This window comes from Enterococcus sp. AZ091 (assembly GCF_051714805.1).
Lineage (GTDB): Bacteria > Bacillota > Bacilli > Lactobacillales > Enterococcaceae > Enterococcus_D > Enterococcus_D gallinarum.
This window is the reverse complement of sequence record NZ_JBIOSO010000002.1, coordinates 903,904-916,086: the sequence shown is the minus strand read 5'-3', so window position 1 is coordinate 916,086 and position 12,183 is coordinate 903,904. Positions and strand designations below refer to the sequence as shown.

Annotated in this window: 13 protein-coding genes; 1 reads left to right on the top strand and 12 read right to left on the bottom strand. The window is 41.3% G+C overall.

The annotated features are described in order from the left end of the window. Positions 1-78 precede the first annotated feature (78 nt). The 10 genes from IGJ28_RS16710 to IGJ28_RS16665 all read right to left on the bottom strand — a co-directional run bounded on the left by IGJ28_RS16710 (position 79) and on the right by IGJ28_RS16665 (position 9,471). Positions 79-318 (bottom strand): hypothetical protein, encoded by a 240-nt coding sequence (locus IGJ28_RS16710; protein WP_438845502.1) that lies wholly within the window; start codon positions 316-318, stop codon positions 79-81. Positions 319-403: 85 nt separating this feature from the next. Beyond that, positions 404-790, bottom strand: a complete 387-nt coding sequence (locus IGJ28_RS16705) for a hypothetical protein (protein WP_438845501.1) — start codon at positions 788-790, stop codon at positions 404-406. Between the two features lie 25 nt (positions 791-815). Beyond that, on the bottom strand, positions 816-1,325 hold the full coding sequence (locus tag IGJ28_RS16700; protein WP_438845500.1) for a hypothetical protein: 510 nt from the start codon (positions 1,323-1,325) through the stop codon (positions 816-818). A gap of 492 nt (positions 1,326-1,817) precedes the next feature. Next, positions 1,818-2,384 carry a hypothetical protein gene (locus IGJ28_RS16695; RefSeq protein WP_438845499.1) on the bottom strand — a complete coding sequence of 189 codons (567 nt, stop codon included), beginning with the start codon at positions 2,382-2,384 and terminating at the stop codon, positions 1,818-1,820. After that, positions 2,381-2,665, bottom strand: coding sequence for a hypothetical protein (locus IGJ28_RS16690; protein WP_438845498.1), 285 nt, complete (start codon positions 2,663-2,665; stop codon positions 2,381-2,383). The genes IGJ28_RS16695 and IGJ28_RS16690 overlap by 4 nt, the downstream gene beginning before the upstream one ends. Before the next feature lie 634 nt (positions 2,666-3,299). After that, on the bottom strand, positions 3,300-3,671 hold the full coding sequence (locus IGJ28_RS16685; protein WP_438845497.1) for a hypothetical protein: 372 nt from the start codon (positions 3,669-3,671) through the stop codon (positions 3,300-3,302). Next, complete coding sequence (locus tag IGJ28_RS16680; protein ID WP_438845496.1) at positions 3,646-4,098, bottom strand: hypothetical protein; 453 nt, start codon at positions 4,096-4,098, stop codon at positions 3,646-3,648. Before IGJ28_RS16680 ends, IGJ28_RS16685 begins: the two co-directional genes overlap by 26 nt. A gap of 4 nt (positions 4,099-4,102) precedes the next feature. Beyond that, positions 4,103-5,524, bottom strand: a complete 1,422-nt coding sequence (locus IGJ28_RS16675) for a hypothetical protein (protein ID WP_438845495.1) — start codon at positions 5,522-5,524, stop codon at positions 4,103-4,105. A 183-nt stretch (positions 5,525-5,707) separates the two neighbouring features. Then, on the bottom strand, positions 5,708-7,462 hold the full coding sequence (locus IGJ28_RS16670; RefSeq protein ID WP_081131596.1) for a glycoside hydrolase family 35 protein: 1,755 nt from the start codon (positions 7,460-7,462) through the stop codon (positions 5,708-5,710). Then, positions 7,459-9,471 (bottom strand): beta-galactosidase, encoded by a 2,013-nt coding sequence (locus tag IGJ28_RS16665; RefSeq protein WP_252711370.1) that lies wholly within the window; start codon positions 9,469-9,471, stop codon positions 7,459-7,461. Before IGJ28_RS16665 ends, IGJ28_RS16670 begins: the two co-directional genes overlap by 4 nt. A gap of 110 nt (positions 9,472-9,581) precedes the next feature. On the opposite strand from IGJ28_RS16665, the gene IGJ28_RS16660 reads away from it, so the two are divergent. Beyond that, the gene (locus IGJ28_RS16660) at positions 9,582-10,388 is read left to right on the top strand and encodes an AraC family transcriptional regulator (RefSeq protein ID WP_171917548.1); all 807 of its coding nucleotides are present in this window, start codon (positions 9,582-9,584) and stop codon (positions 10,386-10,388) included. On the opposite strand, the gene recO is transcribed toward IGJ28_RS16660, so the two are convergent. Both recO and era read right to left on the bottom strand, forming a co-directional pair. Continuing rightward, a complete protein-coding gene (gene recO / locus IGJ28_RS16655; RefSeq protein WP_021149887.1) occupies positions 10,379-11,155 on the bottom strand; it encodes a DNA repair protein RecO in 777 nt (258 codons plus the stop codon). The genes IGJ28_RS16660 and recO overlap by 10 nt on opposite strands. A gap of 115 nt (positions 11,156-11,270) precedes the next feature. Beyond that, positions 11,271-12,170, bottom strand: a complete 900-nt coding sequence (era, locus tag IGJ28_RS16650) for a GTPase Era (RefSeq protein WP_060813415.1) — start codon at positions 12,168-12,170, stop codon at positions 11,271-11,273. Between the last annotated feature and the right edge of the window lie 13 nt (positions 12,171-12,183).

Here is a 12,183-nt window from a genome sequence, read left to right as displayed (position 1 = left end):
GACCGATACGAGTATTCTGTGTTGAAAATCATTTTTTGTTGGAATTTTTTTCGGCTTCAATCGGCTAAATACAAGGAGTTATAAATACTCGCACCAGTCAGCCAACCACTCGTTTCCCCTTTTTTCTCTTTCTTTTCTGTTGTATACTTGATTTGAGCTAGTTTTCATATCATCAGTTTCATGGATACCCATCAACCCTAAACAATCTAGCTCAGCGGCTGTCGTTTGTCCTTTCACGACAGCCTTTTTTATTTGAAGCGCTTCGGTCGCTGTTCCAGCAACGCACAAATCCGAGCAACCATCCAATGCATGCAACAACCCAACAAACGATACATTCCCCAGAAAAACAAACAGGTACAAAATAGCATGATGCCATACACGACTTGGCTCATTTTTCCTCCCACTAACGAATATCCACATCTGGTAATACTGCACTTGGCTTAATGGTGATTTTGAACTGATATTGATTTGTTTCTTGCCATTCCAATTGTTCCACGATATAAACCGTCGTTGGTGATAAGCCTAGAAAATGCTTTTGAAATTGATCCTCGCCAGTTTTTGCAGTGATCTCCAACTGATTATCGCCTGTATCTGCTGCGATAGAAAAGTTTCCTTCAACGGTATACAGTACTTCATCCGTTACAGTGTTGATAAATGTAATTTTCCGCAATACTTTAAAATTATCGGCATCTTCACTCAAATTATTAGATGCAATATCCGCGTCTGTTGTACAACCAGTGAATAGGAAGAGCCCCATTGATACCAAAACCATAGATACGATTTTCCTCATTCATTTTTTCCTTCCTCTTTGTTGATTATGTTGGTGAATAGTAGACTGACCAACCCAATTCGTTTAATCGTCGTTGATTGTTCAGCTTTTGAATTTCTAGCGGCGGTAATTCCGTCACACTGTATCCTTTTAATACTGTTACCACATCCACAAAGCTATACTTGATTTCTGTGATTTCCCTTGCGATATAAAAAGCATTTTCTCCCAATTCACATACATCTCCAACTTTTACCGTTCGTCGTTTTTCCCAGGAAGGCAATGCATTCATCGAAGCTGTTTTGCAGGTGCTTATGAGTTCTGTTTCGCTGGAAACTCGATTGTTTGGATCGAACGTACCGATTTTTTGCGCGACTACTGTTGCTTCAATCAGGTCATGTTGCCAACCTGAATTGCCTCCCATGTTGACATATCTTGCTTTCACTCGATTTTGGGCAATCGCTCGAACGATCCAACATTCGCTCTCATGATCAAAGAAATCATTGCACTTGATCGAATTGTTAAACCCGATCTTTTCTAATGTGATTAATTTAAGCATCCTTTCACCTGTTTCTATCGCTCATCTAAATTCTTTTTTTCTTCTCCCTTGATAGGCTGGTGGATAAGGGTGTTTAGTGAGTAGTGTATATTTCTCTAAAAGTTTTTTTATTGTTGGAGTTTACTCGTGCCTGTTTTAGTTATTATTTTCACCGTTTGTTAAAGAAAGAAGAAACCAACACCCGTATCCATCAACCTACCAAAGTTTTCAACTACGAACAGCTTCTATCGCGTTTTCTTCCATGTCCATTCTTGTTTCTTGCTTTCTGCTATTTCGTCGGATCGTTCACTAAAACAACGACCCTTCCCCCCCCAATCAGGTTAGCTCATGGTTATTCATATCATCCTCTAATGATCTGCTGACTCCTACGAATGTCGGGAGGTGTCTAAACCGATGACCCAGTGAAAAAAGAAAGTAAAAAAACACTGGAGGAGGAACCCGACATTCGCACGGGTCAACAGATCGGAATTAGATGATCGGAAGACCTGTTTATCAGTAAAAGAATTGCTCTCTTTCTGTCCAAAACTGCAACTTCCGTTGAAAATACTTCTTATGCAGACTATCGCTAATAATTCGTTCCCGACCACCGATTTGTTCCCATCCACCAACGATCGCATATTGATACACCCAAGCTTGACCAGAGATTTCCGCATAATCTTGAATCCGCGCAAAATCACTGATGACGGCACAGCCTTTTACTTTCGCATGATCGAACACTTCCGCACGTTGCGTCAATCGGGCGTGTTCTGAAACGATCGCAAAATCACTCACTACCACATAGCCATACACTTCCGCTTGGTCTCGAACCTTTGCCCGTTTTTGAATCTGGGCATGGCCATGAACCCAGGCATCATCACACACCATCGCTTCATCAGAAACCCAACAAGTGTCCTCATGTGAAAGATTTTCCTGTTTCTCTATCCAACCACCCACCTCGCCGGCTTTCACGGTTCCAAACGCTCGACACGCTTGAATCCGATACAGTGTTCGCTGTTGATACGATTTGGTCTCGCCTGTAAAGCAATATTTTGGCTCTCGTTCTCTTTCAGATCGTGTCATATTTCTCTCCTCCCTATTTCGCTAGTAAGATACTTCACGGCATGTTTAAAAACGACGATTGGGCGTTCTTTTCCTTCCGCTTCCAGCACCAATTCATATTTCGTCAGTTGAATCAATGTTCCTACCATCACTTTCCCGTCTAAAAAAGCAACTTTGATTTTTTGACCTTTCTTTTGTCCGAGAGGTCCCATTGCTAGGGGCTCTTTTATGAGGTGTTTCTTTGATGGAATCCCCTTTTGCTCGTCGTTTCTTCTTCTCGCTGGTATTTTTTCTTGCTTCAAAAAACTCGCTCCTTTTCAATCAATTCCTTCTTTGCCTTTCTCTGTTCTCTTCTTCGATCTACCCTAACGGGCATTCGACTGGATTATGGCGTCCGGATCCAGAAACCCTAGTAGACAACGGTAAATGCTCGCCCATCTTCTTGATAGGGTCTTCGCAAGTGCCTACATGTACTCCCGCATACGCTCAGAAAAAGTCTTTAAAAAACTCCTTCTGAAGTTTCCACATTACTGGAAATCTTATTTTCTATTTCAAAAATGTACGTAACCTTATCCCCTTAGTAGCGGTTCTGATTAGATAAGGCGCTATGGCTGATCGTTCCGATAATCTTCTTACTTGTGCCATCTATGGTTTACCGAAAACCGTCATCGTTTCCGTTCATTCCTGTTCCCAGTTCCTACCGCATGGACTCACACTACCAATTTGTTGTTGTAGATGCGTAAAAGAGAACCGACGTTGATGTCAAAAAAGGTCTAGCACATATGCCCTAACTTTAGCCGCAGACTCCCTAAGTGCTACTGTATTCGCTAAGTCCTCCATAGATTTTCTAAGCGTCCAATTACTTTCGATCAGATGTTAAGGTACATCGAAAAAGAGAACATCAAGTGTTTGTGTATTCAATTTTTAGTGTTCACCCTATCGCCCTGTTGGAAGCAGCCAACGTAACGGCTGTTCAGGTTTCAAGCGGCGTGCGATCGTTTTTCCTGACGCATCCGTTACGCGTTTGATCTCTGGATAGATCGCTTTTAAGGGTAAGGTTTGTTTGTCATAAATTTTACGCTTCGTTCCTTCATGGTATTCCTCAAATTCCACAACGTCTCTGTCTTCGACACGAAATTTTCGTAATCGGCGAACAATACGTGTCTTTCCTTCTGGAAGAGAAATTGTTTCAAATACTGGAAAACACTGGCATTCTACACCGAGACGTTGTATATCGGTCATCCGAAAAATCCCTTGTTCTTTTACACGTGGAACGAATTTTTCAGGAAATGCTTGATTTCTGTCCATTGCTTTTTCGTTGCCTCCTCAGTTGATACTCTGTCATGTATTCTTGTGTGTCTGTTTGATAAAATGTCCTACGACATACCCAATAAAAAGGCTGGTATGAATGTCTACGCTGAGCAATCAAAAGCCCGTTCAAATCATAGATCGTCGCAAGTTGTGGGTAAATCTCCGCAAAATCGTAGGTCTCTAAGTAAAACCGTTGCGTCTTGTATCGTTTTTTTCGAGTGGGTGGTTCAGGAATCACCAGGTATTCACGAAATTTGCCTTGGTGTTTGTGCCATTCAAAGAATCGAACAACAGGAATCTTCTCAATGGAGCCGTCAGAAAAATGGAATCGTCTGGTTTCGTCAAAACTGCCGCAAGTGACACAAAAAGCATCAAAGTGTTTTTTCGTAAAATACTCCTGTTCATACACCTTTTCTTTTACCATTCCTTCAACCATTTTCTATCGCTTCATTTCTAAGCCAATCCGTTATGTGAAGGATCGGTGTTTCTTCGATCTCTGTATAAAGCCACGTTTGGGCTTCTTTTCGATCTCGTTTTTTCCGTTTTCGAATCTCATTTTCCAACCCTGGAATCAGCGGGAGTTGTTCAGTGTCTGGTACAGGTTCTTTCTGCCGATCCGCCGTATACATACAAGCTTCCCAAAAGGTTTCTATCGTAGCATGCCATACTTTTTCCCGGTTGACATAAGGCTTATCCTTGGCACGATTGATTTTTTCCTGAGACAAGAATCGTAAGACGCAGGTAGATAATTCTTGTTGGAAATTTTCTGCACAGATCCGATAGTTTGTGCCTTGAGACGCGAGCTTTTGTTTTCGATATTCCACTTGTTTTTTTGTTTGATAGGCAATCTCAATCATGTCTTCTGCAGCAACGACACTGGGACTAAATAAAGCCATATGTTGCAATGCCTGATCTTCAAAAAATGTGCTTTGATGAGTTTGAACAAAATGTGTGCGTAGGATCGCTTCTTGTTCGTATTGTTTTTTCTCCTCGAACGATTCCTCCACTAGCTTAAAACGATCGTTGAGAGAATTCCTTGTCTTTGTATCGATGTTTTTAGTATCAGTATTTTTAGTATCAGGTAGTTCTTTTAGATCTTTACATACCTCAAATTTTGAGGTTACAGCATTAGACCGGGATTTATCGGCCCTCTGATTTTTTTCGAGATTTTTCGATTCCTGATTTCTCGAGCTTTTTGCCGGTTCTCCTGTACCCTCATTTTTTGAGGGTACAGCGTCAGACCGGGATTTTCCTGTATCCTCAAAATTTGAGGATACAGGAGTTTCACTTGTTTTCTCAGGAAGTTTCACCTCATTGGCCTTCGGCACCGCTGGGACATTTCCTTGCATCATTTGTCCAAGATATTCGGATTGAATGTCTCCATTGGCATAAAACGGATCGTTCATAAGCGTCCCATCTTTTTTCCAGGTCTTTTCCAAAAAAACATCTGTTGGCAGGATCTGAATTTTCCCAACATAAATTCGATTTGGTAATTTCTTAACCACCTTGCCATTTAAGAATTGATTCCCTTGATGTTCAATTCGAACCAATCCTTCTTTCTCCATTTGTTCCATGATCTTTCGAATGGTTTGTTCGGAACGTACTTTCGTATAAAACTGCATCTCTTTGACCGTCATCAAAATATAAGGTTTCCCCTCTTTGTCTAACAAGGTACGTTCACTCTGTTCATTGAACATCAGACGATCCACCATTAAACCATATAAAATCCCTGCTTCAATAGGCAAATAATAATAGCGTTCGATCTCATTGAATATCTTGTAATACTTCACAAATGTCCCTGTTTTTAGATCCGCTAACGTATATGGGACAAACACATTTGATTCTGCCATCGACATTTCCTCCTTTGTCATTCACCAAACACAAAAAAACTTCTGTGAACGAATTGTTCTGTCAGAAGTTTTTTGCTTGTTATTTTAATTTCTTTCTTTCCTATGTCTGTTGAAAAAGGAGATTTTTCTCTCATTAATTTCTCATCTGTCTGGTAAATATTATACACTTACATATAAAAGCAATTAATTAGGGCCTAAGTCCGGCTGATCGTGAAAGATGATCATATCTGATACCCGACCGTCACTTTCAAAAATCACAGCCTCGTTGTTTCCTTCTCGTAAATAAGGAGCTGGAATATATAACCGTCTTTGCGGTCCTCTCTCCCAGAAACGACCAATATTATGCCCATTGATCACAATAAATCCTTTGCCCCAGCCCGGCAGTTCTACAAATGTATCTGCGCATTCATCCACTTGAAAGCTCACTTTGGAGAAACTCGGTTGTCCCGTTTGCCAGTGACCGGAAAAATCTACTTGATCAAGATTATCCATCGGTAGACTGTATATTTCCCATTCACTTTGAAACGCACCGTTGACGATCACTCCGTCTTTGATACCTTTGTATTGATGATTCATTTGGACGGAGTAATTGACCCGTCCCATGTTCTCAACCAAGATCCCTAACTCATTTGACTCCTCCGTCAGTGTGAGAGTCTTCTTTTGTCCGATTTCCTGATCATATTGAATAAATTGCAGCTGATTATTAATAAACGTATGGGCTCGATCCTGACAATGGATCAGTCGATAGTCTTCGATCACACGCGATTTGCCAATTTGCGAACGATAATAGACATAGCCAGTAGCTTGATCTAACAGTTCCATCGTTAAAGGATAATTGTGCTTGACTGGTTGACTGATGCTAGCTAGTGTCTCAAAGAGAGAAACTCGCTGACTAACTTTCCAGCTACCATAAGCCCGTTTGGTGATTTTTGTAGTCAAAGGAAAGGATGGGATTTCGGTAATTTCACCTATGACTTGTTGAAATGCTTCATACTTAGGTGTCACATCGCCCCATTCCGATAACAACGCATCATAGTCATAGCTAGTAACGTCTGGTGATAATTTCTCATAATAGTTGGCACCATTCATAAAGCCGAAGTTCGTGCCACCATGGAACATATAAATATTGACGGAGCCAGCTTCTAAGCAGTCCCGCAATTCATTAGCAGCGTCGGTTACCGATGTGGTATGGTGCTTGTCATCTCCCCATGCATCAAACCAGCCTATCCAAAATTCCATGACCATCAATGGCTGCTTCTTCCCATGGAATTCTTGAAGTTTTCTAAAATTTTCCTGAATGTCTGATCCACAGTTGATGGTTGGCAGTGCGATGTCCTTGATCGAACCGTTCTCTAACATATCCAGCCAAGGACCATCTGACGTAAATAAGGGCACGTCAATGCCATTGTGACGCATTAGTTCAGCAGACTTTCGCAAATAACTTTTGTCATTTCCATAACTGCCATATTCATTTTCAACTTGCATCATCAAAATTGGTCCTTCTTGAGTGATCTGTAAATCACTCACTTGAGAAAAAAGCTGTGTAAAGTATCGAGCGATCTTTTCCATAAACGGTGGATAGTCAAAGCGAATCTTCATGAAGGGATCTTTTAACAGCCAATAAGGAAGGCCCCCGAATTCCCATTCCGCACAAATATAAGGTGCTGGACGAAGGATCACATACAGCCCTACCTCCTGTGCAAGCTGAATAAAGCGCCGCAAATCAAGATTATCGCTAAAGTCAAACTTTCCTTCCTGCGGTTCATGCATATTCCAAGGCACATACGTTTCGACTGTATTACAACCCATCAAACGTAATTTTTCTAAGCGATCCCGCCAATATGCAGGCACAACTCGAAAATAGTGTATCGAGCCAGAAATAATTTTCATGGGCTGATCATTTAAATAAAATTCGTCTTTGATTACAAAAGCAGTCATTCGCTTCTTCCTTCCTTGATTACATATACACTGTATTGATCTGCAACGGAGTCTTCAGTCAAATGCTTACCGGACAGTAGGTCCTTCTTTCCTACAAATTGTGCCGGCACCTTTTGCGCTTGCTTCTGAAAATTGATGATAAAATAGTAAACCGCTTCTTCCGTATGACGACAGCTGATTTCTAGATTTGTTTCTCCTTCAATCACAGCAGTTAGATTTGCGCTATTGGTTGCTTCATCCAAGATCGTATCTAAAAGATCTTTTTCAAGTTGAGTCCCAATATAATAAACGACCCCTTTACCAAATCGATTTTTGGTCACTGCTGGTGAACCGGCATAGAAGTTACTCGTATAGTCCGCTACAGATTCAGCGGTCTCCAAATGGATGATCTCACTGACTAAGTTACTTTCTCCCTGTCTTCCCCCCTTTAATTGGATAACGTTCGTCTGCTCTGGTGCTAATGCATCAATCTCTTCTACCCAGATTCCTGCTAGCTCTCTTAAAGGCCCAGGGTAGCCGCCTAGATGGACATTGTCTGACTGGTCAACAATGCCACTCATATACGTTGTGATCAAGGTGCCTCCTTGTTCCACAAAGGATTCAAGAGCTTCTTTCATACCTGCTTTTACCATGTACAAAACCGGTGCTACCAGCACTTGGTACTTGCTGAAATCTGCATCAACTGACACCAAATCTGTTGCGATATTCTTTTCATAAAAGTAACGATAATATTGATGGATTTGTTGCACATAAGTCAAATCAACTGTTGGTCCGCTCGTATATTCCAATGCCCAATAATTCTCCCAATCAAATAGAACACCAACTTCAGCCTTTGTTTCACTACCCAAAACTTCGTTCAGTCGGCTCAATTCTTCTCCTAATGCTGCAGTTTCTTTAAATACACGGGTGTTCTCATGCCCAACATGTTCTATCACCGCACCATGAAACTTCTCACAAGCACCAATGGAGCGGCGAAGTTGGAAAAACTGGATTGTATCTGCTCCATGAGCGATCGTCTGATAGCTTTGCGCGCGCATTTGGCCAGGTTTTTTCAATGAATTATATGGTTGCCAGTTTTGTTGGGATGGTGTTTGTTCCATCAACATAAATGGCGCTTGCTTCAATCCCCGCATCAAATCATGAGTCATTGCAACGAAACTCCATGGTGTATTATACGAAGGATAGTTGTCCCAAGAAACAATATCCATTTCTTTTGCCCATTTGAAGTAATCGAGTCCTTTAAAAGTTCCCATCAAATTCGTGGTAATCGGTGTTTGACTATCGAATTGACGAATAGCATCCCGTTCTAACTTAAAGTTTTCTAAAAGACTGTCAGAATTGAAACGACGATAATCGATAGAAATTCCTGCAAATGCGGTTTTGTCATGACCGATTCCTTCAGAAAGAGCATTCGGCAGAACGATTTCGTCCCATTCATAAACAGTATGCCCCCAAAATTCCAGATTCCACGCTTTATTCAATGCCTCAAGGGTTTGATACTTATCTTTTAGCCAGACCCGAAAAGCTTTCTCACAGTTTTCGCAATAACACTCACCTCCATATTCATTATTGATATGCCAACAAGTGACTTGCGGGTTACCACCATAGCGTTGTGCCAATTTCCCAGCTAATCGTTGTGCATATTTTTGGTAGACCAAGCTGTTAGGACACGCATTGTGCCGCTGTCCAAATTTATGGTGCCGCCCTTCATAGTCAGTTCGAGCCACTTCTGGATAGCGCTTGAACATCCATGCTGGCAACGCCGCTGTTGAAGTCGCTAATACAATGTCGTAGCCTTCTTCACTCAACATATCAATCATCTCATCCAACTCATTAAAGTAATAATCGTGCTCTGAAGGTTGGATTTTTGCCCAAGAAAAGACATTGATAGTCGCACTATTGATGTGTGCATTTCTAAAAATTCGCATATCTTCTTGCCAGATTTCTTGGGGCCACTGATTAGGGTTATAATCGCCACCGAATAAAAACCGTTCAAAAACTTTTTTCATGTTTGACGCTCCTTTTTCTCATTGATAATTATTATTGTAAGGCTTTTCAAAAAGTTGTAGTATAATAGGATTGTCATGATTCTATAATATTTCGAAACAAGGAGAATTCAATGTCTATCTATTTCTATCAGAACAACCCTCGGCTCCCTGTCAGTATCGAGAGCATTGGGAATCATTGGGCACAAGATGAAGTGGTTCGCCCCACTGGTTATCCATATTATCACTGGTTGCAAACTACCGCTGGCCAAGGGACCGTCCTTTTTAACGATCAATCCTTTGTGTTAACTCCTGGGGCTGGCATTTTGATTTTGCCATTCATCCCTCATCGTTACCATCCTCATAGAGACTGGCAGACAAACTTTGTTACGCTGCAAGGAGATTTAGTACAGGAACTGTTGAAACCTTTTGGCGGAAAGCGCTACTTGATGGGGCAAGATAGCCCTTTATTTTCTTACAGTGAGTGGATCAATCAACGAATCAGCGACGATCAAGAAAAAATATTAGACCCATTGCGCTCTTCCAGCAGTTGCTATCACTTTCTTTTGGCATTGATCCAACAGCAAAATGCTGACGCAAATGAAAAGCATCATTTGTACCAACGCTACATTGCGCCTGTACTACAAGAAATCGAAACCAATTATGCTCATCCATTGACCGTCGCTGAACTTGCGGAAAAAATTTTTGTAACTCCGCAGTATTTGTCGCGGCTCTTTCAGCGATTTTTGGGACAGTCAACCTCCCAATTTTTGCTGAATTATCGCCTGAATCGTGCCAAAGAATTATTGGTAGGCGAGCCTCATCTGGACATCCAAGATGTCGCTTTCTTGGTAGGAATCCCAGATGCAAGTCATTTCACTGCTCTTTTCAAAAAAAAAGTTGGCGCTACTCCAAAGAAGTTTCGCCAACTTTATCGTTGATCTTTGGGTTTCAGGATATCTTGCCACTGTCCCATTTGATCAATAAATTTTTTGCTTTTCAAATGTAAGCCAACATATTCATCATACAATAAATCAATTACCTGACGAATGGCTTGCTTCGTTTCTGGTTTTAACTTGATCGATGCGATTTGTTCATAAGAGATTTGTGCAAACAAACGAATAAAATGGATTGCCCTTGGATCACCGTGATAACGATGGTCATCTAAGGCCCAATGCTTTTCGCATATGACGCCATTGTATTTCGAGGAATAATCAAAGCGGCCTTCTGTTTGTCCGCAGACCGCACAGTGGGTCCATATCGGTGAGACCCCAAAACGCTGCAGCAACTGAATCTCAAAAATATTAGTGATGATCTCTGCATCATTATCAGTATCCATCAACTGCAAAGCTTCATGTAAGAAATGATAGAGATTTGGATCGTACACGCGGTCATCGATCGCAGAGTCAGCCAGATTCAATAGATACGTAGCATAGCCTGCAAGAAAAATATCACCTTGGATTTTGCGAAAAGAATGGATATCTTTGGCATTATTCAAGAATGACAAGCCCTCAGAACGAATATTTCCAATATAGGTCGCTTCAGTGTACGAAAGCAAAGCTGGCGTTAAAGGATTATTCTTGCGGTGGGCACCTTTTACATAGAACATTTGCTTTCCAGCCGATTCAGTGAATATTTTGACCAGTTTATCTTTTTCTTTATGGTCCCTAGTAAATAACAAGATCCCTTTTGTTTCAACTAAATTCATGAACAACGCTCCTTTCTAAACCAGAAAGCTGAAGCAGCTCAATCCCCTTCGCTTGCTCCAGCTTTCTTTGTCTTTTCTCTCATCAAACTTCTTAGCTGATCTTGTTTAGAGAAGATCAGTAATCATCGTTCCGATAACCGTAGTCTGTCAGGAAGGTTTGTTTGTCTCGCCAGTCTTTTTGAACTTTGACCCATAATTCCAAGTAAACTTTATCGTCTAACAAATGCTCGATATCTAATCGTGCTTTTGTTCCGATTTGTTTCAGCATTTTGCCGCCTTTCCCAATAATGATTCCTTTTTGGCTATCCCGTTCAACGACGATCGTTGCTTGAATATGAACTTTATCATTTTCATCCCGTTTCATCGAGTCAACCACCACAGCGACTGAGTGAGGCACTTCGTCTCTAGTCAGTAACAGCACTTTTTCCCGCACTAATTCCGAAACGATGAAATATTCTGGATGGTCTGTGATTTGATCCTCAGGAAAATATTGGGGACCTTCCGGCATTTGATCAATGACTAATCTCATCAATGTCTCAAAATTATTTCCTTCCGTTGCCGAAATCGGCACGATCTCCGCAAACGTCATTTGAGCCGCATAATCTTCGATAATAGCTAAAAGTTCGTCTGGATGTACTTTATCGATTTTATTGATGACTAGAAAGACCGGCGTCTCGTTTTTCCGCAGCCGCTCGATAATGAAGTCATCGCCCTTCCCCCGTTTTTGATCGGCACTGATCATAAATAAGGTCACATCGACTTCACGAAGTGCACTATAAGCAGTTTCCACCATGAAATCTCCTAAGCGATGTTTTGGCTTATGAATTCCAGGTGTATCGATAAAAACGATTTGTGCATCTGGTGTTGTGTAAACCCCTTGGATTTTATTTCGGGTCGTTTGTGCTTTGTCGCTCATGATAGCGATTTTTTGACCTACTACGCGATTAAGTAATGTGGATTTACCAACGTTGGGCCGGCCAACAATGGCAGCAAAGCCTGATTTATGTGTTGTCATAGGTGATCTCCTC